The following is a 22,993-nucleotide window of genomic DNA, read 5'->3' on the forward strand; positions in this document are numbered from 1 at the left end:
CTGGTGGCGCGCGGCGCGCTGGAGGAGCAGATGACCCCTGAGCTCGTCATCGAGATCGGACGGCGGGCGATCGAGACGATGCTGCTGGTGTCGGCGCCGATGTTGGGGCTGAGCCTGCTCGTCGGCCTGCTCGTCGGGCTCGTGCAGGCGGTGACCCAGATCAATGAGGCAACCCTCACCTTTGTCCCGAAGGTCCTGGCCGTCGTGGCCACGGCGTTCTTGTTCCTGCCCTGGATGCTGGGGCTGCTGATCAGCTTCACGACCGCGACGCTCGGCGGCATTCCGGAGATGGTCCGGTGAGGAGAAGCGGTGGGCAGGGGGCAGGGGATGGAGCAGTGACCCGGCGGAGTCAGTTGTGAACGACCTCCTCCATGTCGCGCTCCCGCAGGTCCAGGCGCTGCTCGTGGTCCTGACGCGGGTCGCCGGGATCCTGGCGGCCTGGCCGCTGCTGGGCAGCCGCGCGATCCCCGTGCCGGTCAAGGCCGGCGTGGCTCTGATGCTCGCGCTCGTCCTGCTCCCGTTCGCGCGGGCGGCGGCCCCACCCGACGACGCGCTGCTGCTCGGCGCGGGCCTGACGGCGGAGTTCCTGGTGGGACTGACCATCGGCCTGGCGACACGCGCCCTGTTCGCGGGGATCGAGATGGCGGGCGAGCTCATCGGCACCCAGATGGGGCTGGGGGTGGTCCAGCTCGTCGATCCCGCCTCCGCCCAGCAGCTCGGGGTGATCGGCCAGCTTGTCCTGCTCCTGGCGTCGCTCCTGTTCCTTTCGCTGGATGGACACCTGCTCGTCGTGGACGCCATCGCCACGAGCTTGACGGTGATCCCGCCCTTCGGGGCGCGGCTCCCGGCCGCCCTCGTGGAGGACGTGCTCCGGGTCACGCAGGGGCTGTTCCTGGTCGCGCTCAAGCTGGCCGCGCCCGTCATGGCCACGCTGCTCGTGGTCAACCTGGTGCTGGCCGCGCTGGGCCGGGCGGTCGCCCAGATCAACGTGTTCCTGCTGAGCTTTCCGATCACGATCGCGGGCGGGCTCCTGGTGGCGGGCGCGGCCTTGCCCTTCGCCGCTGGGCTCATCGAAGCCGAGCTGGTCCGCCTCGCCGACACGGTCCACGGCTTGATACGGGGGCTGGGGGATGGCTGAGCCGGCGGGTCAGCGCACCGAGCGGGCGACGGCGCGCCGGAGGAAGGAGGCCCGGGAGCGCGGGCAGGTCCCGATCAGCCGCGAGGTGCCGACCGCGGCCGTGCTGCTCGCCGGCCTGGCGCTGCTCGGCCTCGCCGGCGAGCACAGCGCGGCGCAGCTCGTCGAGGTCATGCGGCGATGGCTCGGGCAGGCGGCCGGCGCGGGCGCCGGGCTCGAGGTCAGTCCAGACACGGTCCGCGCCCTGCTGACCCGCGCCGGGTTGGACGGGCTGGCGCTGGCCCTGCCGCTGCTGCTCGGGCTCACGGCGGTCGGGGTAGGGGCCTTCCTCGTGCAGACCGGCTTCCTCTGGCCGACCAAGGGCCTCGCGCCGGATTTCTCCCGGCTCAACCCCGCGGCCGGCTTCGCGCGGCTCGCCTCCTGGCGGGCCGCCGTCGAGCTGGCCAAGGCCGTCCTCAAGGTCGTGGTGATCGTGGGCGTCGTCTCCGCGGCCGTGCGGGACGACCTCCCGCACCTGGCGGCGCTGGGGACCTACGACCTCGCCGACGTCCTGCACCTGACGGCGGCGCTGCTCGCGAAGGCGGCCCTCTGGATCGGGCTCGCCCTCGCCGCGATCGCGGCCGCGGACTACGCCTACCAGCGGTTCGAGTGGGAGCGCGGGCTCCGGATGACCAAGGAAGAGGTCAAGCAGGAGCAGCGGGAGACGGAGGGCGACCCGCTCGTGCGCGCGCGCGTCCGTCGCGTGCAGCGCGAGATGGCCCGGAAGCGCATGATGGCGGCGGTGCCGAAGGCCGACGTCGTGATCACGAACCCGACGCACCTGGCCGTGGCGCTCCGGTACGACGCGGCGACGATGGCGGCGCCGATGGTCGTGGCCAAGGGCGCCGGCGAGCTCGCCGAGCGGATCAAGGCGGTGGCGCGCCGGCACGGGGTGATGGTGGTGGAAAACCGGTTCGTCGCCCAGACCCTCTACCGGCTCGTGGACCTCGGGCGCGAGGTGCCGGCCGACCTCTACCGGGCGGTGGCGGAGATCCTCGCGCTGGTCTATCGGGCGCGCGGGCAGGGGCCGCAGGTGCCGAATGCGCGCTGACGAGCAGACCTGGCCGGTCGCCTCCTGGCTGCGGCAGCCTGACCTCGTCATGTCCGTCGGGGTCGTGGGCACGCTGATGATCATGCTGCTCCCCCTGCCGCGGCTGCTGCTGGACCTGCTGCTGGCCTTCGACATCACGCTGGCGCTCCTCGTCCTCCTGGTCAGCATGCAGGTGCGGAAGCCGCTGGAGTTCTCGGTCTTCCCCTCCGTCTTGCTCATGCTGACGCTGCTGCGGCTGTCGCTGAACATCGCCTCGACCCGCCTGATCCTGCTGCACGGGAACGAAGGGCCGGCCGCGGCGGGCGAGGTGATCCGCGCGTTCGGCAGTTTCGTCGTCGGCGGGAACTTCACCGTGGGGCTCGTTGTGTTCGTGATCCTCGTGGTCATCAACTTCGTCGTCGTGACGAAGGGCGCCGGCCGGATCTCGGAGGTGGCGGCGCGCTTCACGCTGGACGCGATGCCGGGCAAGCAGATGAGCATTGACGCCGACCTGAACGCGGGGCTGATCAACGAGGCGGAGGCGCGCCGCCGCCGCCGCGAGATTGCGCAAGAGGCCGACTTCTACGGGGCCATGGACGGCGCGAGCAAGTTCGTCCGCGGGGACGCGATCGCGGCCGTGGTCATCATCCTGGTGAACATCGTCGGCGGCCTCGCGATCGGCGTGCTGCAGCAGGGGATGGGCGTGGCGGCCGCGGCCCAGAACTACACGCTGCTCACCGTGGGCGAGGGGCTGGCGGCGCAAGTCCCCGCGCTGATCGTCTCGGCCGCCGCCGGCATGATCGTGACCCGGGCGGCCTCGGAGTCAAGCCTCGGCGAGGACATCGCGCGGCAGGTGCTGGTGTCGCCGAAGGCCCTCTGGACGGCGGCGGGGGTGCTCCTCGGCCTGGGCCTCATCCCCGGTCTGCCGCACGCGGCGTTCCTCGCGCTCGGCGGCCTCGTCGCCTGGCCGGCCTACGAGCTGGCCCGACGGGAGCGCGCGCGGGCCGCGGCGGCGCGGGCGGAGCCTGTCGGGCGGGGGCCCGAGCTGGTCGCGACGCCGGCGCCGCTGGACCTCCTGGAGATCCAGGTCGGGTACGGGCTGATCGGCTTGGTGGACGGGGAGCAGGGCGGGGTGTTGCTCGAGCGGATCAAGGGGCTCCGCCGGCAGACCGCCGCGGACCTGGGCTTTCTGGTCCCGCCCGTCCACATCCGGGACAACCTGCAGCTCCGGCCGAACGAGTACGCGATCCTGCTGAAGGGAGTCGAGCTGGTGCGGGGCGAGGTGCTGCCGGGGCACGTGCTGGCGATCAACCCGGGGACCGCCGACAGCCAGGCGGTCCAGGGCCTCCCGACCAAGGAGCCGGCGTTCGGCCTCCCCGCGCTCTGGGTGCCGGACGCCGGGCGGGAGCAGGCCCAGCTGGCGGGCTACACCGTGGTGGACGTCAGCTCGGTCATCACCACCCACCTGGCCGAGCTCATCAAGCGCCACGCCCACGAGCTGATCGGCCGGCAGGAGGTGCAGGCGCTCCTCGACGAGCTGGCGAAGACGCATCCGAAGCTGGTCGAGGAGCTGGTGCCGGCGCTCCTGCCGCTCGGGGGCGTGGTACGCGTGCTGGCGGGCCTGCTGCGGGAGCGGGTCCCGATCCGGGACCTGCGGACCATCCTGGAGGCGGTCGCCGACCAGGCGGCGGCGACGAAGGACCCGGAGGCGCTCATCGAGGCCGCCCGCCAGGCGCTCGCCCGCACCATCACCCGGCAGTACCTCGCCCCGGACGGGACGCTGCCAGTCATCACGGTGGATCCGCGCTTGGATCGGAAGCTCGCGGAGCAGGCCGCCGCCAGCGGCCCCGGCGGCGCCTGGATGCCGGATCCGGTGATCGCGCAGAAGCTGCTGCTGTCGCTCAAACAGGCGGTGGAGCGCGTGGCCGCGCAGGGCCAGCAGCCGATCCTGCTCTGCTCGGCGCCGCTCCGCCGCCCCCTCCGCCGGCTGACGGAGCGGTTCCTGCCGGCGATGCCGGTGCTGGCGACGAGCGAGGTGGACGCGGTAGCCAAGATCAAGGCGCTGGAGACGGTCCGGGTGGCCGAGGAGAAGGGTGAGCCGCGATGAAGATCAAGACGTTCCAGGCCCTGACGATGCAGGATGCGCTCCGGACGATCAAGGCGGAGCTGGGTCCGGACGCGGTCATCCTCTCGACGAAGCAGGTCCGGCGGGGCGGCGCGCTGTTCGGGCTGTTCGGCCGTCCCTTGATCGAGGTGGCCGCCGCCGTGGATTTCGAACCCGCGTCCCAGGAAGGGGCGGCGCCCCGGTTCGAGCGAGAGCTGCGCCGCTCGGTCGCGCGGAAGCCGACCCCGGAGGAGTGCCCGGGCGCGGCGCCCCCGCCGGGGCGCGGCCCCGACGCTTCCTGGACGGACATCCGGGCGGAGCTGGCCCAGATCCGCACGTTGCTCGAGGCAGTGACGACCGGCGGGGGACGGGTGCCTCCGATGCCGCGGGATGCCCAGGGTGCCGCGGGGTTGTCACCGCCGCTGCAGGCCGCGCGAGATCGGCTGGTCCGGGCCGGGCTGTCCGCCAGCACGGCGCTCCAGCTCGCGGCCGGCATGGCCGAGCGCGGCCGGTTGTGCGAGCTGGATTCCGAGGCCAAGATCCGTGCCGCGCTGGAGCGGCTGCTCGTGCGGGAGACGAAGACCGGCGGTCCGCTGCTCGCCCTGGGCGAGTGGAAGAAAACGGTCATGCTGGTCGGGCCCACGGGGGTAGGGAAGACGACCACGATCGCCAAGCTCGCCGCCCACTACCATGTGAAGGAGCGGCGCGCGGTGGCGCTCGTCACGATGGACACCTATCGCGTGGCGGCGGTCGAGCAGCTCCGGCTGTTCGCGCAGACGATCGGCGTGCCCCTGGACGTTGCGCTGACGAAGGAGGAGATGGTCGAGTTCGTGCGCCGCCGGGCCAAGGCCGAACTCATCCTGATTGATACGCCGGGCCGGAACCCGCTGGATCCGGACAGTATGGAGGAGCTGCGGCGGACCGTGACGACCGACCACCCGCTGGAGATCCACCTGGTGCTCTCCGCCACGACGCGCGACGAGGATCTGCTCGACGCCGTGGACCGGTACGCGGCGCTCCCGATCAACCGGCTGCTGTTCACGAAGCTCGATGAGACGACGCGGTACGGGGCCCCCTTCGAGCTGATGCGCCGGACGGGCTGGGCGCTGTCCTATTTCAGCACGGGCCAGCACGTGCCCGAGGATCTGGAGCTGGTGCGGCCCGAGCGGATGGCGGAGCTGGTGCTGGGCGGGGCGCTGCGAGCGAGGCCGGGCGCCCACGAGCGGGCGGCCCCGGCGGCGCCGCCGCAGCCGGCGAAGCCCGAGGCGCGGGCCGCGGGGGCTCGTGTCGCGAAGAAGGGAGGGGCGTGGTGGACGCGGTGGTGAGGCGGGCGAAGGGGCGGCGCCGGCGCCGCGCCGGTGCCGCCGCAGGTGATCGCGGTCGCGAGCGGCAAGGGTGGGGTCGGCAAGACCAACGTCGTCGCGAACCTGGCGCTCGCGCTGGCGCGGACGGGCCGGCGCGTGCTGGTGTTGGACGCGGATCTGGGCCTGGGCAACCTCGATGTCCTGCTGGGCTTGATCCCCCGGTACACGCTGGCGCACGTGCTGCGCGGGGATCGACGGCTCGCCGAGGTCATGATCCCCGGCCCCGGCGGCATCCGGATCCTGCCGGCCGGCTCGGGCATCCCGGAACTGACCGCGCTCACGGAGCCCCAGCAGCGCGCGCTGCTCGACGAGCTGGACCGCGCCGCAGGCGAGACCGACGTGCTGCTGATTGACGCTGGCGCTGGGATCTCCGCCAACGTGCTGTTCTTCGCGGGCACCGCCCAGGAGCTGGTTGTCATGGCCTCGCCCGAACCGACGGCGATGGCGGACGCCTACGCCCTCATGAAGGTGGTCTCCGGGCGGCTCCTCGCGCGACGCTTCCGCCTGCTCGTCAACATGGCCAGCAGCCGCCGGGAAGGCGACGACGTCGCGCGCCGGATCGGCTTGGTCGCCGACCGGTTCCTGGATGTCTGCATTGACTACCTCGGGGCGATCCCCGTGGACGACTACGTCCGGATGGCGGTCGCTCGGCAACGGGCGGTCGTCGAGCTGTTTCCGCAGGCGCCAGCCAGCCGGGCCTTCGGCCGGCTCGCCGAGGTCATCGCCCGCTGGCGCGCGCCGGACGCCTCGCCGCCAGGAGCCCCTGGGCCGAGGACGTTGGGCGGGGCAGGCCACGTCGGCCGCTGGTGACCGGAGAGCAGGCGGGCCGGCGCGGGCGCCGCCGCGTCGGTCCTGGGAGGGAGCACCCGATGCGAGAGCTGGTGGGCGAGCAGAGCGCGAAGGCGGCGGAGGCCGACCGGGAGCGGATCATCCGGGAGTTCACGCCAGTCATCAAGGCGATGGCGCACCGGCTGGCCTTCCGGCTGCCCGCGCACCTGGATGCGCAGGACCTCGTCTCGGCGGGGATCATCGGTCTAATGGATGCGATGACGAAATACGATCCGACGCGGGAGGCCAAGTTCAAGACCTATGCGGAGTTCCGGATCCGCGGCGCGATGCTCGACGAGATCCGGGCGATGGACTGGGTCCCCCGGTCCGTGCACGAGCGGATCGCGACGCTGCAGAAGTGCCAGCACGAGCTGTTGAAACGGCTCGGCCGGCCGCCAACCGACGAGGAGCTGGCGCAGGAGCTGAACCTGTCCATGGAAGAGCTGGACAGCTTCCTGTCGCGCGCTCAGGGCGTGGTGCTGCTGAGCGTCGAGGACTTGGGTGTCCAGGAGGCCGAGGGCCACGCGATGCTCCGGTCGCTCGTGGACACGCAGCATCCCGACCCGCTGTCGCTCGTCGTCTCCGAGGACATCCGCCAGGGACTCGCCAGGGCAATCGAATCGCTGCCCGAGAAGGAGCGCCTCGTCCTGACCCTCTACTACTACGAAGAGCTGACCATGAAGGAGATCGGCCGGGTCCTCAAGGTCACCGAATCGCGCGTGTGCCAGATCCATGCCAAAGCGATCCTGAAGCTGAAGGCGCTGGTGGCCGATCTGAAGCCAGAGTAAGTAGCCCCACAGACCCAAGGTCCGGTTTCGGTTCCAGCCCGTTCGGCTCCGTTCGGAGCCGGCCCCGATTCTTTTCCGGCACGCCTTAAGAGTTGTCGTGCGTCCTCCGACAAGAGGGGTGGCGCTCTATGACGGACTTGGGCCGGCGGGATGCTCCCGGTCCGTTCGCCGGCGCGCGGCGAGTCGGCGGTGCGCGGGCATCGAGGGCTGGAGGGCAGACGGCGCATGCCGGCAAAGCGGGGGCGGAGCGGGAACAACGGGGCCAGACTGGCCGCCGGCGGCGTGCTGAGGGGAACGGATCGCGCCCCTTGCGGCGCCACCGAGGGGCTCCGGCGGTGCCGGGATCGGCACCGGTTCCTGATCGAGACCATGACAGAGGGCGTCCTCTGCGCCGATGAGCGGGGGACCATCGTCGAGGTGAACCGGGCGGCGGAGCGGCTGTTCGGCTACGCGCGGACTGAGATCGTAGGCCGTTCCCTGAATCTCTTGGTGCCCGCGCATCTGCGGGACGACCGCCAGGGGGGCGTGGCCCGGCTCCTGGAGGCCGGCCGTTCCGAGCCGGCAGCCTGGCAGTGCATGGAGCTGTCCGGGCTGACCAGAGACGGCCGCGAGTTCCCGTTGGAGGTGTCGTTCTCCTGGTTCGAAGCAGGCGGGCGGCGGTACTGCACCGGGGTGCTGCGCGACCTGAGCGCGTACAAACGGGTCACGGAAGCCCTCCGCTGCGCCAACCAGGAGCTGGACCGCCGCATCCAGGAACGGACCGCGGAGCTGGCCCGGATCAACGAGGCCCTGCAGCTCGAGATCGCTGAGCGCAAGCGGGCGGAGGAGTGCCTGAACAGCCTCGCCCACTACGATCCGCTCACGGGGCTCCCGAACCGGCGGCTGTTCGCGGAGCTGCTCTCCCAGTCGCTGGCCCGCGCGCGCCGGGCCGGACACAACCTGGCCCTCCTGTTCCTGGACCTGGACCGGTTCAAGCTTATCAACGACACGCTCGGCCACACGGTCGGGGACCAGCTCCTCAAGGCCGTCGCCGGCCGGCTCACGGCGGCGCTCCGGGCCAGCGACATCGTCTCCCGGCTGGGCGGCGACGAGTTCACGATCATCCTGGAGGACGTCGGCACGTCGGAGGATGTGGCGCGCATTGCCCAGAAGCTCCTCGACGCCCTGGCCCTCCCCTACCCGCTCAGCGGCCACGAGGTCTTCACCGGGGGCAGCATCGGGATCGCCATGTTCCCCGCGGACAGCGCCGACCGGGACGGGCTCATCAACAGCGCCGATATCGCCATGTACGCGGCCAAGGAGCACGGCGGTGCGTTCCAGTTCTATTCCGCGGACATGAATGTCCGAGCCTTCGAGCGGCTCACGCTCGAGACCGGCCTGCGCTACGCGCTCGCGCGGGGCGAGTTCCAGCTCTTCTACCAGCCCCTGGTGGACTTCCGGAGCGGCGCGATCGTGGGCGTGGAGGCGCTGCTCCGATGGCGCCATCCCGAGCGGGGCCTGCTCAGCCCAGACACCTTCATCGCGCTCGCGGAGGAGACCGGGCTGATCATCCCGATCGGCGAGTGGGTGCTGCGCACGGCCTGCCGGCAGGCCCGGATCTGGCAGCAGGAAGGCTTCACCCTGCGGATGGCGGTCAACCTGTCGCGGCGGCAGCTCCAGCAGAAGAACCTGGTGGAGACCGTGGCCCGTATCCTCAAGGACACGGAGCTGGACCCCCGGGCCCTCGAGCTGGAGCTGACCGAAAGCCAGTTGATCCAGGACGCGGACCGGGCCATCCCCATGCTCAAGGCCCTGCATCGGATGGGTATCCGGATCTCGATTGACGATTTCGGGTCGGAATACTCATCGCTCGGCTATCTCAAGCGGCTTCCGATCACGACGCTCAAGATTGACGAGTCCTTCGTCCGCGACATCGTCACCAACGGCAGTGACGCCTCCATCGCCCGGGCGATCATCACGCTGGCCCATTGCCTCAACCTGAACGTGATCGCCGAAGGGGTCGAGACGGAGGGGCAGGCGGCGCTGCTCCGCTCCCAGCACTGCAACGAGATGCAGGGGTACTACTTCAGCCGGCCCGTGGACGGCGAGACGTTCCGGGCGCTCCTGCGCGAGCGGGCCGCCGCGCCGGCTTGGGAGCACGCCCTCCTGCGCGTGGATCACCCGGAGGGCGGGGGACCCATTGCCTCGGATGGAAACGGAGCGGAGCGGCCCTGATCGGAGCCGTCCGATGCACACGAATCCCGGCGAGCAGGAACGGACGTCGCGGATCGGCGAGCCCGCCCGCGAGACGATTCTCCTGGCCGAGGACGAGCGGCCTGTGCGGGAGCTGATCGCCCAGGTCCTGCGCGCGGCGGGCTACGTCGTGCTCTGCGCGAGCGACGGCAAGGCCGCGCTGGAACTCTGCCGGAGTCATCCGGGCCCGATCCACCTGCTCCTGAGCGACATGGCCATGCCGGGGATGACCGGGGACGAGCTGGCGGTGCGGGCCCGCGCCCTGCGGCCGGAGCTCCGTCTGCTTCTCATGTCCGGGTTCGTGTCGAGCGCCAGACTGCACGCGGATCCCTTCCTGCGGACGGTGCCCTTCATCCACAAGCCGTTTTCGATGGAGACGCTCAGGAGCAAGGTCCGCGACGCCCTGACGCAGCCCGGGGCCTCCTGAAGCCGGACCGCCAGGATCCCCCGCCACCCGGCAAAATGTTCCCGCCGCCGGCACCAAACCTGCCCAATCTCACCCTCGTCATCCCCCTCCGTCAGGCGCCACGCCAGAGCCTTCAGCCGTCAGCGCCGGGCGGGAGGCGAGGGGCTCGTGGCGAGTGGTGAAGGAGGGTTCGAGGGTTCCGGCCCCTTGCCGCGCGCCTCGGGCCTCGCGTTCGATCCTGTGGCATGCGCGTTGCTCTCCTACCCTGGCGGCGCTGATTCCAGTGCCGAGCGGGGCCGTGCTCCCATGGACCGAGGGATCTACACCATTCTGTCCGGCGCGTTGGCGCAGGAACATCGCATCCAGGTCCTGACCAACAACGTCGCGAATCTCAAGACCACCGGATTCAAGCGCATGGAGCCGACGTTCCAGTCGCTCGTGCCCGTCGGCGCCGCCGCCCCGCTGTCTTTGACGGGAGGGGCGCCGTCCTTCCCCAGCACGCCGGCGGGCCAGGGCGAACGGGTGTTCGTCGCGCCGCACGACCTGCGGACCGATCACGGGGAAGGGGCTCGCCGCGAGACCAAGAATCCCTTTGATCTGGCCATCGAGGGACCGGGGTTCTTCGAAGTCAAGACGCCGGAGGGCCTCCGCTATACGCGCAACGGGATGTTTCACCTGGATCCCAAGCGGCGGCTGGTGACGGAGGCCGGCGATCCGGTGATGGGGGTGAAAGGCGAGATCCAGCTCAAGGCCGGCGAGGTCAAGGTGCTGGCCGGCGGGCGCATCCTGGTCAACGACGCGGAGGCTGCGCGGATCAAGGTCGTGGAGTTTCCGGATCCCCGGAGCCTGGTCAAGCTCGGCGGCGGCCTCTTCGCCGGCATGAATCCCAAGCCCGTCGCGGAGCCGGCAGTGGTGTCCGGGCAACTCGAAGACTCCAACGTGAATCCGTTCGTGGAAATGGCGAAGCTAATCGAGGTCATGCGCTCGTACGAGTTTGCCCAGAAAGTGATGCAGACCTACGACCGGCTGGCCGAGATGGCGATTCAGGAAATCGGCAGAGTGGCGTGACACCGCGAGCCACGAAGAGCCCATAGCAGACCGCGTTGAGCGGGTGGCGGCTCGCGGCTAGCGAGGAGGAAGGTATGATCCGGGCGATGTGGACGTCGGCGACGGGGATGACCGCGCAGCAGCTCAACATTGACACGATCGCACACAACCTGGCCAACGTGAACACCAACGGGTTCAAGCGCAGCCGGGCGGAGTTCGCCGACCTGCTGTACCAGATCCAGCGGTTGCCGGGCACGAACTCCTCGAACGTGGGGGTCTTCCCGGTGGGCATGCAGGTGGGCGGCGGGGTGCGGCCGACGACTGTCGCGAAAGAATGGGCTCAGGGAAACCTCCGCCAGACCGGCAACGAGCTCGATCTCGCGATCGATGGGCCGGGCTTCTTCCAGGTCAGCCGCCCCGACGGCACGATCATGTACACGCGGAACGGCTCCTTCAAACGCGACAACGTCGGCAACGTCGTGACGGGCGACGGCGATTTGCTGACGCCGACGATCACGATCCCGTCCGGGGCCCTGAAGGTGGACATCGGCCAGGACGGCACGGTCTCAGTCCTGCTGCCGGGCGTGACCCAGGCGTCGCAGGTGGGCCAGATCCAGCTCGTCCGGTTCGACAATCCCGCCGGATTGGTGGCGATGGGGAACAACCTCTTCCTGGACAGCTTCGCCTCGGGCCCACCGCTGCAGGGGGTCCCGGGCTTCTCGACGGGCTTCGGCCTCATCCAGCAGGGCATGCTGGAAAGCTCGAACGTCAACTTGGCCGAGGAGATGGTCAACATGATCATCGCCCAGCGGAGCTATGAGATCAACGCCAAGGCGATCCAGGCCTCCGACGAGATGATGGCGATGGCGAACAACCTGAGGAGATAGCGCGGGCGCGAGGGAAGCCGAATGGTCGGGGGGCGAAGGGGTGGTCCGTGGTTGTGGTAGGGCGGGGAGGTGGGGCGTGACCAGGAGAGGGGTGCTCGTCGCAGTGATCCTGCTGGTCGTGGCCGGCGTGGCCGGCAGCGGGGGCCGGCGCGGCCGGCAGCGGGACTGGCGCGGGACCGGCGGAGGCGGGCGGACCCGGGCGGCGCGCGCCGGCGCGGCCGGCCGCGGCTGAGCCGGCACCGGACCGACCGTTCCCGGTCGAGGACATCAGACAGGCGCTGCTCCGGCACCTGGAGCGACAGTATGCGGGCAAGGCGAGCGAGGTGGAGGTGCACATCCTGGGGCCCCGGCAGCCGATCCTGCTCCCGCCTGGCGCGGTGACGGCTCGAGTGACGGAGCAGGGGCCGGAGACCCATGCCGGCCCTCGTTCGTTCACCCTCACGCTCGCGGTGGACGGGAAGCCGGTGCGGACGGTCACGGTCACCGCGGCGGTGGAAGCGCAGGCCGAGGCCGTCGCGCCGGTCCGTCTGATCCGGAAGGACGACCTCCTCGAGGAGGCTGACCTCGCAGTCATGCGGGTGCCGCTGACGGAGGAGCACCCGGAGTTCGTGTGGCGCCTCGAGGACGCGGTCGGCAAGCGCGCGGTCCGGGCGCTGCCGCCTCACCAGCCGCTCCGCCCGTCGTCCCTGGGCGCGCCCTACGCCGTCCGCAAGGGCGAGCGGGTCGTCATCGAGGCGAAGCGCGGGGGCCTGACGGTCCGGACGGCCGGCGTGACCAAGGCGGGGGGCGTGGTCGGGCAGTCCATTGTCGTGACGAACGTGGATTCGGGCAAGCAGCTCCAGGCGACGGTGATCGCGCCGGGGGTCGTCCAGGTGGAATTCTGATGGGCGGGCGAAAGGCGAGGGGCAAGGGGCAGGAGGGCAGAACAGTTGCCGGGCGGGCGTGCGGCCCTCTCGCCTGGGACCTCATGCTGCTCGTCCTACTGCTCGTGGCCTGTAGCAAGCCGACAGCGTCGACGCGCGCGATCCAGATCCCGCCGCTGCCGCCGCCCAAGACGATGGGCTCCCTGTGGGTGGAGGAAAACGGGCGCGCCTATCTCTACGAAGACCTCCGGGCGATGCGGGTGGGCGATATCATCACGATCAAGATCATGGAGAAGCACAAGGGGTCCAAGACCGCGGACACCAAGGCCGAGCGCGAGTCCACGATTGATAACGCGCTCGACGGCCTCACCTTCGGCATTCCGGGGCTGTCGCTGAAGAAGGTGGTCGCCCAGGACCTCGCGGTGAGCGCGAACGCCAAGAACAAATTCGGCGGGAAGGGGGCAACGAACCGGGAGGACACGCTGACCGGGACGATGTCGGCGATCGTCACCGAGGTCATGCCGAACGGCGATCTCCGGATCGAAGGGCGCCGCGAGGTCACGGTCAACAGCGAGAAGCAGACGATGATCCTGAGCGGACTGGTGCGGCGCGTGGACGTGGACACGAAGAACACCGTGCTCTCGACCGCCATCGCGGACGCGCGGATCGAGTACACCGGCCTCGGCGTCGTGGACGACGTCCAACGGCCCGGCTGGCTGGTGCGGATCCTGGATTGGATCTATCCGTTCTGAGGGGAAGCGAACCGAGAGCCGCGGCGCGCCGGCCGTGACGGGCGAAAAGAGGGGCATGCGGCAGTCCAGGACCCTGATTGCTTGCGGTGTGCTGCTCGCTGTCGGCTGTGCGCTCGCCGCGGGGCCGGCGCGGGCGGCGCGGGTCAAGGACATCGCGACGATCGAGGGGGTGCGCGAGAACCAGCTCTACGGCTACGGGCTCGTCGTCGGGCTGGACCGGACGGGCGACATGGTGATCGGCGGCCAGTTCACCGTGCAGGCCATGATGTCCATGCTCAACAAGATGGGCATCAATCTGGTGATTGACCCGATCATGTTGCTGACCCGCAACATCGCCTCCGTCATGGTGACGGCCAAGCTGCCCCCCTTCGCGAAGCCGGGGATGACCGTGGATGCCGTCGTGTCCTCGATGGCCAACGCCCGGAGCCTGCAGGGGGGCACGCTGCTGCTGACCCCGCTCAAGGCGCCGAACCAGCAGGTCTATGCCGTCGCGCAGGGGCCGATCTCCATCGGCGGGTTCCTCGGCGGCACCGGCGGCGGGGGGGGGAACACGGTCACGAAGAACCACCAGGCGGCCGGGACGGTCCCCGGCGGGGCCATCGTCGAGAAGGAAGTCACGGTGAATCTTGACGCCTGGGACACGGTCTCCATCGTCCTCCGGCAGGCGGATTTCACGACCGCCATCCGGATCGCCGACGCGATCGAGGCGGTCTTCGGGAAGGGCAGCGCCGTCCCGGTGAACGCGGGGCTGGTCCGGGCGACGATCCCGGCCGACTTCCAGGGCCGGGTGGTCCAGTACATCGCGACGATTGAGGCGCTGGACGTGCAGGTGGACGTGCCGGCGAAGGTCGTCGTCAACGAGCGGACCGGGACCGTGGTGCTCGGCGAGCACGTCCGGCTCTCGACCTGCGCCATCGCGCACGGGAACCTGACGATCACCGTCAAGAACACGCTCAACGTCTCCCAGCCCAACGCTCCGTTCATCGGCTCGTCCAACGGGGAGACGGTGGTGACCCAGGACGTGAAGACCGACGTGCAGGAAGAGCCCTCCCGCTTGCTGCAGGTGGATGAGACCGTGACGCTCGGCGAGGTGGTCCGGGCACTCAACGCGGTCGGCGTCACGCCGCGGGACCTGGTCGCGATCCTCGCGGCGATGAAGTCGGCCGGGGCGCTGCAGGCCAATCTGGAAATTATCTAACGGGTGCACCATGGAACCCTGGATGCCGCGCTCCGGCGGGCTGGCGATGACGGAGCTCGCCACCGGGCTCGCCGCCGAGCGGTCGCTCCGGGCCTCGGGCGGCGGGAGCCGCGAGGAGATCCGGAAGGCCGCGCAAGAATTCGAGGCCTATTTCGTCGCGTACCTCATGAAGGTCATGCGGGAAACCGTGCCGAAGGGGATCCTGCCGAGCCGGGCGGCCGATCACTACTCCTATTTTTATGACCAGGAGATCGGACGGCTCGCCGCCCGGGAGGGGGGGCTCGGGCTCGCGAAGTTCTTGGAAGAGAACCTGGCCTCCGACTCCGTCATGCCAGCGAACGCCAGCATCCAGGACAATTCTGGACCCTGGCGTCCGCCGGGGTGACGGGCGGGCAGGCCCCGGATTGAAACGAGCCGGGCCAGGCTTCAGTCCGTGCACCGATCTGCCGATAAGAGAACTGGCGCACGAGGGGCCGGGACTGCGGTGGTCTCGACCAACCCGGGGGCGCCCGACCGGCGGAGCGAGGTAAGCCATGGAAATTGCTGGATATGGGAGCGCAGGAGAGCTGAGCCGACTGCTCCTGGGGACGCAGGAGCCGGGCCGGGCCGCCAACAGCCGGCCGTCGCACCCGGGGGCGTCCGAGGATCAGGTCGCCATCTCCCAACATGCGAGGGACATTCAGCGGCTCAAGGCGCTGGCTGAGGCGCCGGATGAACCCCGTGCCGCACGGGTCGAGCAGATCCGGCAGGCCATTGAGGCCGGCACCTATCAGGTGAGCGGCCGGTCCGTGGCGGATGCGATGATCCGGCACGTGTTGACTGAGGCCGTTCTCTAGGCTCCATGGACCTGACCACCGCGCTCGTGACCGATCTCGTCACCCTGCTCGACCAGGAACAATCCTCCCTCGAGGCCTTGTTGCACCTCCTCGCCGAGGAGCGGCGGGCCGTGCGCACCCTGTCGCTCGACCGGCTGACCGGTGGCGCGACCGCCAAGACCCGGCTCCTGGACGACCTTCACCAGCTTGAGCGCCGGCGCACCACGCTGGTGGCAGCGCTGGCGGCCGAGTGGGGGACAGACCCCGAACGGCTCACGCTGACGGAGATCGCCGCCCGCGTCCCCGCCGAAGAAGCGGGCCGGCTGCTCCGGCGCCGCGACCGGCTGCAGGCCTCCCTGCTCGCGACGCTCGACGCCAACCGGTTCAACGGCTCGGTGATCGCACGGGTCTGCCGCTTCCTGGAGGAAAGCCTCTCGTGCTGGCGGCTCCCCGCAGAGCCCGGGGGGCTCTATTCCGACGCCGGGGCTGCGCGTCGGACGGAGCTCGGCGGCCAGCTCGTGGAGCGGAGGGGATAGGTCATGTCCGACCTCCTCAACCTCCTCGGCATTGGGAAATCCGCCCTGCGGACCGCCCAGCGTGCGCTCTCCGTGACGGGCCAGAACATCGCCAACGTGAATACGCCAGGCTATGCACGCCAGGAAGCGGTCCTGGCTGCGGCGCGCCCGTTGGACAGCCGACCTGGCCAGCTCGGGACCGGTGTCGAGGTGACCCAGATCCGCCGGTCGGTGGACGCCGTCGTCGAGCGCCAACTCCTCGGCTCGCGGGCACAGCTCGGGAACCTGGAGGTCACGAAGCGGACGCTGCTCCGGATCGAAGGGCTGTTCGGCGACACCAGCGAGCAGAGGATCGGCGCGGCCCTCAACGACTTCTTCGCGGCCTGGCAGGATGTGGCCACGGACCCGGCCGATCGGGTCGCGCGGTCCGTGCTCCTGTCCAAGGCCGCGGCGCTGGCCGATCGGGTCAACCGGACCGCGGCCGACCTGGCGGACACACGGACGGCGCTGGACCGCGAGGTGCGCGACACGCTCACGGAGATCAACGCCCTGGCCAAGCAGATCGCGGCGCTGAACGGGCGAATCGTGCAGGCGAAGGCGGGAGGCCAGAACCCGAACGACCTCCTGGACCAGCGCGGGCACCTGGTCGGCGAGCTGGCCGATCGGATCGCGGTCTCCACCGTCGAGGACGACCAGGGCCGGCTCACGGTCTTCGCCGGCCGGGGGCGCGCCCTGGTGGCGGGCGACGAAGCGTACCGCCTCGTCGGCCAGGCCAATGCGGACAACGACGGGCTGCTCGACGTCGCCTATGACCCCACCTCGCCGGCCGAGGCGGAAGCCGACGAGGACCAAAGCCCTGTGGTGATCTCTTCGGAGATCGGGGGCGGGCGTCTGAAGGGACTGCTGACCACGCGGGACGCGACGCTCGCCGGGCTCCTCGACTCGCTGAACAGCCTGGCCGCCGCGCTGGTCTCGGAGGTCAACGACCGGCACGCGGCGGGCTACGGCCTGGACGGCTCGACCGGCAAGGAGTTCTTCGACGCCACCGGGACCACGGCCGCGACGATGCGCGTCGCGCTGACGGACCCGAACGAGGTCGCGGCCTCGGACAGCGCCGCGGGCGTGCCTGGCGACGGCGCCAACGCCCTGGCCATCGTCGCCCTGCAGAGCACGGCCCTATCGGCGCTCGACGACCTGACGATGAGTCAGTATGACGCCCGGACGGCGGCGAACCTGGGCGCGACCGCCAACCAGGCGGATGGCGACCTGAAGGCCCAGCAGGTGATCCAGGACCAACTGCAAGCCGCCCGGGCCGAGGTGTCCGGCGTGTCGCTGGACGAGGAGCTGGTCAACCTCCTGGCCCAGCAACGGGCCTTCGAGGCCGCCTCCCGGGTCGTGGTGATGACGGACGAGCTGTTGCAGACGATCCTCTCCCTCAAGCGGTGATGGGGCCGCAAGTGGGTGGTCAGGGGGCCGTGGTCAGGGCTGAGACACCTCTCCTTCACCGACCCCCACCCACCGGCCGGTGGGGATCCTGATGCGCGTCAGCGATCAACAGATTTTCGGGGCCCTGCTGAACCGCCTGCAGGAGGCGCGGGCGAAGACCCTGGCCGCCCAGGAGCAGATTGCCTCGGGCAAGCGGGTGATCCGGCCGTCGGACGATCCCTCGGCGTTCGGCCGGATCGTCAGCGGCCAGGCGTCGCTCGCGCGGCTGGACCAGCGCCTGCGCAACATCCAGACCGGAACCGCCCGCCTGCAGACGGCCGACGGCACGCTCACCTCGGTCACGAATGTCCTGACCCGGGTCAAGGAGCTGGCCGTCGGACTCCGGAACGACACAAACGGGCCGACGGAGCGGGCGGCAGGCGCCGTGGAAGCCCGGCAGCTCGCGCTCGAGCTGCAACGCCTGGCCAACACCACCTCCAACGGACAGGCGCTCTTCACGGGCACCAGCACCCACGGCCGCGCAACGGGGACCACGCTCACGACGCCGGTGACCATCACCGGCGGCAGCACGGACACGCTCCAGGTCTCCGTGGACGGGACCGCCTCAGGCCCCATCACGCTGACGGCCGGGTCGTACACCGGGGCGCAGGCGGCCGCGCTCTTGGAGACCAAGATCAACACCGACGCGACGCTGGCCGCGGCGGGCAAGCGCGTGACCGTCTCGTACGAGGGCGGCCGGCTCGTCATCGCCTCCACGGGCGCGGGATCGAGCTCGACCGTGACCGTCACCGGCGGGACCGCGCGGACGACCCTGGGCTTCAACGGGGGCAGCACGACCACCGGTGCCGCCCCCTATGCGCTGCAGGCGTCGGCCGCTGCGGCGTCCGGGAACACGGGCGGCGCGACGATTTCCCAGGGGAGCGTCCAGGATGCCACCAAGGTCACGCTCAACGACTATGTCATCAAGTTCAGCTCGGCGACGACTTTTAACGTGTACAACGTCTCGGCTCCGGTCGCGGTCACGGCCGCCGGCGCCAACACCGGCGCGGCGGCGAAGGCGGACGCCGGGGTCAGCGACGCGACCGCCCTCACGCTCGACGACTACGAGATCGAGTTCACTTCAGACACGCAATACACAATCACCGACACGACGACGGGCACGGTGGTGTCGGCCGGCAACACCTATACCTCCGGCGCCGCCATCACCTTCGACGGCCTCCGCGTGGTCCTCCAGGACGGCGCCGCGGGCGGCCCCAAGAGCGGAGACAAGTTTACCGTTGCGCTCAATCCGACGACCGTGCTGTCCGATCAGACCTATGCGTCGGGCTCGGCCATCAGCTTCGACGGCCTCTCCGTGGCGATCACGACGGGCTCCGCCGCGCCGGCGGCCGGCGACCGGTTCGCGGTGACCACGGGCATCCAGTACCAGGGGGACGACGGGCTGCGGCGGATCGAAATCGGCGACAGCCAGACCGTGAAGACCAACCTGCCGGGCAATCAGGTCTTCTCCGGGCCGACCCTGGATCTCTTCGCCTCGCTCAAGAGCCTGATCTCGGCCCTCAAGGGCAGTCACGGCGATGGAATTGACCAGGGCATCGCCGACACGGACAGGGCCCTGGACCAAGTCGCGGAGGCGCAGGCAGAGATCGGCGCCTTGGCCAACCGGTTCGACCAGACGCGGGCGAGCCTGGAGGAGGCCAAAGCGGGAGTCACGCAGGCCGTGGCGGAAGACGGCGATGCGGACCTGGTGAAGGCGGTCTCGGACCTCAGCCTGCAGCAGTTCGCGATGGAGGCCGCGGCCCAGGCGATGGCCCGGATCCTGGACAGCTCGCTGCTGCGGTTCCTGCGGTAGGGCGTGATGCGTGATGCAAGGGATGAGAAAGGGAAGACTCCTAGCGTACCACCCATAACCCATCACCCATCACAAGCTTGAGAGGGAGCCAGGGAAGGCGACCATGCTCGTCCTCACGCGCAGGGCTGGCGAAGGAATCGCGATCGGCACGGACATCCACGTGGTGGTCTTGGAGGTGAAGGGGCTCCAGGTGCGGCTCGGGATCGAGGCGCCGCCCCAGGTGCAAGTCCACCGGGACGAGGTCTATGCCCGGATCCTGGACGAGAACCGGCAGGCGGCGGCGACGCAACGGATCCCGGCCGAGGTCCTCACGCGGCTCGGCAGGACAGGAGGTTGAAGGACGATCATGAAGGTCACGACCGGCCGGTTCGGCGAGATCGAGGTCACGGACGAGGCGATCATCCGGTTTCCGTCCGGGATCATCGGGTTCCCGCGCTCCGTGCGCTACGTCATGCTGGACCATGACCGGGAGGCTCCGTTCAAGTGGCTCCAATCCCTGGACGAGCCGGAGCTGGCGTTCGTCGTCATGGATCCGGCCCGGTTCAAGCCGGATTACCGCGTCGAGGTCCCGCTCGAGGCGCTCGCGGAGCTGCATCCCGACGAAGGAGACGACTTGATTCTCCTCGTCATCCTCACCATTCCCTCGGCCGATCCCGGCCGGGTGACCGCCAACCTGCGCGGTCCCGTGGTGGTGAACCCGCGGACGCGACTGGCCAAACAGCTCGTGCTCCCGGAGGACGTGCCGACGCGCCACCCAGTCTTCCCTCAGGGCGCCGCATCAGGCTCCCCCTGCGCGTCCGCCGCACCACCGACCCCGCTCGCCGCCGACCGCGCCTGACTGCCTCGCTGGGCGCGGGCTCGCCCGCGCTCCCTTCAGGTTTCCTCCAAACAGCCGATACAACCAGTGACGACCTCCGTCCGCCTGCGAAAGGAGCAACACCGCCGTGGCCCGGATTCCCCTCGAGCAGCTCGCCGTCGGCATGTACATCGTCGGTCTGGACAAGTCCTGGCTCGAGACCCCGTTCCTGCGCCACAAGATGCGGATCACCGGGGCCAGTCAGATCCGCGCGCTCCGGGACTCGGGGGTGCGGTTCGTCGAGATTGACCCGGGCAAGGGGCCGGCACCGGCCGTCGGCGGCGCCGCGCCGGCCCTCGCCGCGCCGCCGGAAGCCGAGCCCTCGGCACCGCGTTCTGCCCCCCCGGTGGACGCCTTCACGGAGGAGCTGCCGCTCGCGACGAAGGCGTACCAGGAGGCCAAGCACGTCGTCCAGCGGGCCATGCACGAGGTCCGGATGGGGCAGGCGATCAACACTGAGGCGGTCCAGAAGGCCGTGGACGGCCTCGTGGACAGCGTGCTGCGGAACGAGGACGCGCTCACCAGCCTCTCCCGGCTCAAGAGCTACGACGAGTACACGTTCTTCCATTCGGTGAACACGGCGGTGCTGGCCCTGGCCCTCGGCCGGAGCCTCGAGCTGGACCGTGCGGCTCTCCGGAGCCTGGGGACCGGCGCCCTGCTCCACGACGTCGGGAAGATGAAGATCCCGATCGGGATCCTGAACAAGCCGGGGAAGCTGAAGGACTTCGAGTTCGCGATCATCAAGCAGCACGCGCTCCGCGGCGCGGAGATCCTGGCCCGGACGACCGGGCTTGAGGAAGAGGCCATCCGGCCCGCCCTCGAGCACCACGAGCGGGTGAACGGCAGCGGGTATCCTTTCGGCAAAACCAAAGAGCAGCTCACCCAGTTTGGGCTGATCAGCAGCGTCGTGGACGTGTACGACGCGATGACCAGCGACCGTGTCTATCACAAGGCGATGCCGCCCCACCACGCACTCAAGTTTCTGTTCAACCTCGGGCAGAAGGGCCATCTCGACCCGCCTCTTGTCGAGCGGTTCATCAAGTGCCTGGGGATCTACCCCGTCGGCTCCTGCGTCCTGCTCAGCACGGGCGAGACGGCCCTCGTCGAGCAGATCCGCCAGGACCAGCCCTTGCGGCCCCGGCTCATCCTCGTCCGTGACGCGACCGGCCGGCCCCTCCGGCGCGGGCGGGCCCTCGACCTAGCGCATGCCGCGGAATCCACTCGGACCATCGCGGCCGTGCTCGATCCCGTCGAGGTGGGAATTGATCCGGCCCTGTTCCTCAGCCAGCCGGAGTTCTGATGATGACGGACGGATCGCCCGCACAGTGGCTGTCGGTCGGCCTGTCCCTGCAGCTCACGCTGCCGCGCGAGCAGGGCCAGACCACGTGTACGTCCGAGTTGCTGGGCTGGAAGGAGGGCGCGTTCCTGATCAGCGAGCTGCCGTTTCAAGACGGCCGGGCCGTCGAGTTCCGTGCGGGCGCCCCCTGCATCGTCCGCTACTTCCTCTCCGGAACGGTCGTGGGCTACCGGAGCGAGATCCGCAAGGGCCAGTTCTCGCCCGAGCCGCTCCTGTTCCTGTCGTTCCCCCGGAAGATCGAGCAGGTTGTGCTCCGCCGGCACCCCCGGGTGCGCCTGGATCAGCCGGTGTCGCTCATCCGGGTGGACGAGAGCCGCAACCCCGCCTGGCCCGCGCCGCTGGTCGGGACCATAAAGGACCTCAGCATCGCCGGTTGCCGCGTGCTGCTCCACGATGCCTGGCGCGAGGTGCCGCCCGGCTCCCAGCTCCGGTTGGACTTCGAGCTGCCGGGGGTGGGCTGCGTCATGAATCTCAGCGGGCTCGTCCGCAACGCGGTGGATTACCCCGGGAAGCTGGTCTGTGGCGTCGAGTTCCAATTCGACCAGACCGAGTATCTGGAAGTGCGGGCCTGGGGGACGACCGCCAAGCAGGCCATCGCGCAGTTCGTGGCGCAGCGGCAGGGCGCGCTCTCTTCGCCTGCGCCGCTCACCGGATAGCGGGAGGCGTGCATGCAGGCGGGCTGGTGCGTCGTCTGCGGCTCCGCCGCGGCGGACCCGTTCCCGGCGGTCGGCGCGGCCGGCTTCGTCCTCTGCGTGCACTGCGGGCATGTCTACCGCGACGGGCACCCGGCCTCGCAGGAATCCTCGCCACCCGAGGCCGATCTTCTGCGAGGGTGCCGGCTCAGTGAATGGGCCGCCGCCCGGACGGAAGCGACCGTGCGGCGGCTCACGGCGCTGCACATCGGGCCGGAGGCCGGCGCCTGGCGTCTGCCGCTGCTTGAGCGGGGCTGGGAGGTCGTCAGCGCCGACCTCGCGCCGCTCCGCCGGATCGAGCGCCTCGGGCCGCGGGCCTTCCACGGACGCACCTTCTCGCTGATTCTCCTGTCGGACGCGATCGAGGCGCTGCCTGATCCTGTGCCGTGGCTCCGCCGGCTGCACCTGCACCTGCAGGCCGACGGCGCCTTGTGCATCGGGACGCGGAACCTCCTCGCACCCGGTCCGTGCGGCGTGCCGGCGGAGCCGCCACCGGCTTGCCTGCGGCTGTACAGCCGAGGGGCCTTGGAAGTCGTGCTGGCGCGGGCGGGGTTCCGGGCCGAGCCAGAGGCTTACTATGAGGGGGGGAGCCTGGGTCTCCTCGCGCGGGCGGAAGAGCGCGTGCCGGAGCCGCCCTGGGACGATCCGGCCGCGATCCGGCAGCTCTACGGCGCGCAGGGCGCGCTGGCGACGCTGGGGCCGCTGGGCTGGAACCTCGCCGCGCTGGCGGAGAGCCAGCCCTGGACGTTGCCGCTCCTCTGCCGGCGGCCGGAGCCGGGCCGGTACG

At 70.3% G+C, this 22,993-nt stretch carries 24 protein-coding genes; all 24 read left to right on the forward strand.

The window, feature by feature from the left end; translation table 11 throughout:
* Positions 1-3 precede the first annotated feature (3 nt).
* Entirely contained in the window at positions 4-300 is a 297-nt protein-coding gene (gene fliQ, locus ACWHYQ_RS10520) for a flagellar biosynthesis protein FliQ (protein WP_447972083.1), read from the forward strand.
* A gap of 55 nt (positions 301-355) precedes the next feature.
* On the forward strand, positions 356-1,138 hold the full coding sequence (gene fliR, locus ACWHYQ_RS10525) for a flagellar biosynthetic protein FliR (protein WP_447972084.1): 783 nt from the start codon (positions 356-358) through the stop codon (positions 1,136-1,138).
* On the forward strand, positions 1,131-2,225 hold the full coding sequence (flhB, locus tag ACWHYQ_RS10530; RefSeq protein WP_447972085.1) for a flagellar biosynthesis protein FlhB: 1,095 nt from the start codon (positions 1,131-1,133) through the stop codon (positions 2,223-2,225). The genes fliR and flhB overlap by 8 nt, the downstream gene beginning before the upstream one ends.
* A complete protein-coding gene (gene flhA, locus ACWHYQ_RS10535; protein ID WP_447972086.1) occupies positions 2,215-4,311 on the forward strand; it encodes a flagellar biosynthesis protein FlhA in 2,097 nt (698 codons plus the stop codon). The genes flhB and flhA overlap by 11 nt, the downstream gene beginning before the upstream one ends.
* On the forward strand, positions 4,308-5,633 hold the full coding sequence (flhF, locus tag ACWHYQ_RS10540) for a flagellar biosynthesis protein FlhF (protein WP_447972087.1): 1,326 nt from the start codon (positions 4,308-4,310) through the stop codon (positions 5,631-5,633). Before flhA ends, flhF begins: the two co-directional genes overlap by 4 nt.
* Positions 5,634-5,666: 33 nt before the next feature.
* Positions 5,667-6,482 (forward strand): MinD/ParA family protein, encoded by an 816-nt coding sequence (locus ACWHYQ_RS10545; protein WP_447972088.1) that lies wholly within the window; start codon positions 5,667-5,669, stop codon positions 6,480-6,482.
* 59 nt (positions 6,483-6,541) lie between these two features.
* Positions 6,542-7,288 (forward strand): sigma-70 family RNA polymerase sigma factor, encoded by a 747-nt coding sequence (locus ACWHYQ_RS10550; protein ID WP_447972089.1) that lies wholly within the window; start codon positions 6,542-6,544, stop codon positions 7,286-7,288.
* Positions 7,289-7,513: 225 nt separating this feature from the next.
* Entirely contained in the window at positions 7,514-9,502 is a 1,989-nt protein-coding gene (locus ACWHYQ_RS10555; protein ID WP_447972090.1) for a putative bifunctional diguanylate cyclase/phosphodiesterase, read from the forward strand.
* 13 nt (positions 9,503-9,515) lie between these two features.
* Entirely contained in the window at positions 9,516-9,947 is a 432-nt protein-coding gene (locus ACWHYQ_RS10560; protein WP_447972091.1) for a response regulator, read from the forward strand.
* A 285-nt stretch (positions 9,948-10,232) separates the two neighbouring features.
* A complete protein-coding gene (locus ACWHYQ_RS10565; protein WP_447972092.1) occupies positions 10,233-10,994 on the forward strand; it encodes a flagellar hook-basal body protein in 762 nt (253 codons plus the stop codon).
* Positions 10,995-11,068: 74 nt separating this feature from the next.
* Positions 11,069-11,860, forward strand: a complete 792-nt coding sequence (gene flgG, locus ACWHYQ_RS10570; protein ID WP_447972093.1) for a flagellar basal-body rod protein FlgG — start codon at positions 11,069-11,071, stop codon at positions 11,858-11,860.
* Positions 11,861-11,936: 76 nt separating this feature from the next.
* Complete coding sequence (locus ACWHYQ_RS10575; RefSeq protein ID WP_447972094.1) at positions 11,937-12,092, forward strand: hypothetical protein; 156 nt, start codon at positions 11,937-11,939, stop codon at positions 12,090-12,092.
* A gap of 91 nt (positions 12,093-12,183) precedes the next feature.
* Positions 12,184-12,744, forward strand: coding sequence for a flagellar basal body P-ring formation chaperone FlgA (gene flgA / locus ACWHYQ_RS10580; RefSeq protein WP_447972095.1), 561 nt, complete (start codon positions 12,184-12,186; stop codon positions 12,742-12,744).
* Positions 12,744-13,475 (forward strand): flagellar basal body L-ring protein FlgH, encoded by a 732-nt coding sequence (locus tag ACWHYQ_RS10585; RefSeq protein ID WP_447972096.1) that lies wholly within the window; start codon positions 12,744-12,746, stop codon positions 13,473-13,475. Before flgA ends, ACWHYQ_RS10585 begins: the two co-directional genes overlap by 1 nt.
* Before the next feature lie 55 nt (positions 13,476-13,530).
* Positions 13,531-14,673 (forward strand): flagellar basal body P-ring protein FlgI, encoded by a 1,143-nt coding sequence (locus ACWHYQ_RS10590; protein ID WP_447972097.1) that lies wholly within the window; start codon positions 13,531-13,533, stop codon positions 14,671-14,673.
* Between the two features lie 10 nt (positions 14,674-14,683).
* Entirely contained in the window at positions 14,684-15,058 is a 375-nt protein-coding gene (locus ACWHYQ_RS10595; protein WP_447972098.1) for a rod-binding protein, read from the forward strand.
* Between the two features lie 148 nt (positions 15,059-15,206).
* On the forward strand, positions 15,207-15,509 hold the full coding sequence (flgM, locus tag ACWHYQ_RS10600) for a flagellar biosynthesis anti-sigma factor FlgM (RefSeq protein WP_447972099.1): 303 nt from the start codon (positions 15,207-15,209) through the stop codon (positions 15,507-15,509).
* Between the two features lie 5 nt (positions 15,510-15,514).
* On the forward strand, positions 15,515-16,024 hold the full coding sequence (gene flgN, locus ACWHYQ_RS10605) for a flagellar export chaperone FlgN (protein ID WP_447972100.1): 510 nt from the start codon (positions 15,515-15,517) through the stop codon (positions 16,022-16,024).
* 3 nt (positions 16,025-16,027) lie between these two features.
* The gene (gene flgK / locus ACWHYQ_RS10610; RefSeq protein ID WP_447972101.1) at positions 16,028-17,449 is read left to right on the forward strand and encodes a flagellar hook-associated protein FlgK; all 1,422 of its coding nucleotides are present in this window, start codon (positions 16,028-16,030) and stop codon (positions 17,447-17,449) included.
* Between the two features lie 91 nt (positions 17,450-17,540).
* A complete protein-coding gene (locus ACWHYQ_RS10615) occupies positions 17,541-19,301 on the forward strand; it encodes a flagellin N-terminal helical domain-containing protein (protein ID WP_447972102.1) in 1,761 nt (586 codons plus the stop codon).
* A gap of 103 nt (positions 19,302-19,404) precedes the next feature.
* The gene (gene csrA / locus ACWHYQ_RS10620) at positions 19,405-19,638 is read left to right on the forward strand and encodes a carbon storage regulator CsrA (RefSeq protein WP_447972103.1); all 234 of its coding nucleotides are present in this window, start codon (positions 19,405-19,407) and stop codon (positions 19,636-19,638) included.
* A gap of 9 nt (positions 19,639-19,647) precedes the next feature.
* A complete protein-coding gene (gene fliW, locus ACWHYQ_RS10625; protein WP_447972104.1) occupies positions 19,648-20,139 on the forward strand; it encodes a flagellar assembly protein FliW in 492 nt (163 codons plus the stop codon).
* 106 nt (positions 20,140-20,245) lie between these two features.
* Positions 20,246-21,457 (forward strand): HD-GYP domain-containing protein, encoded by a 1,212-nt coding sequence (locus tag ACWHYQ_RS10630; protein WP_447972105.1) that lies wholly within the window; start codon positions 20,246-20,248, stop codon positions 21,455-21,457.
* A complete protein-coding gene (locus ACWHYQ_RS10635) occupies positions 21,457-22,170 on the forward strand; it encodes a flagellar brake protein (protein ID WP_447972106.1) in 714 nt (237 codons plus the stop codon). Before ACWHYQ_RS10630 ends, ACWHYQ_RS10635 begins: the two co-directional genes overlap by 1 nt.
* Positions 22,171-22,993: the final 823 nt, after the last annotated feature.

The sequence above is a fragment of the Nitrospira sp. Kam-Ns4a genome (genome assembly GCF_965152595.1).